The organism is Singulisphaera rosea (assembly GCF_054877945.1).
The window spans coordinates 1-213 of the sequence record NZ_JBTYIP020000199.1; the positions used below are offsets into that span (position 1 = coordinate 1).

Sequence of the window (213 nt, forward strand, 5' to 3'; positions counted from 1 at the left end):
GATGACGATGGCGCGTGCTCATCTCGTGGATCCGACCGTCACTCGCTGGTACCACTGCATCACACGCTGCGTCCGTCGCGCCTTCCTCCTGGGGGATCCCGAGCAAGACCGCAAGGATTGGATCGACCAACGCCTCAAGGGACTCGCCCAAATCTTCTCGATCTCGGTCGCCGCATTCTCCGTCATGGATAACCATCTGCACGTCCTCGTCCG

The 213-nt window shown here is 61.0% G+C and carries 1 protein-coding gene; it reads left to right on the forward strand.

The window, feature by feature from the left end; translation table 11 throughout:
• A partial coding sequence (locus ACYOEI_RS41465; RefSeq protein ID WP_462856521.1) for a transposase occupies positions 1–213 on the forward strand: 213 nt, incomplete at both ends.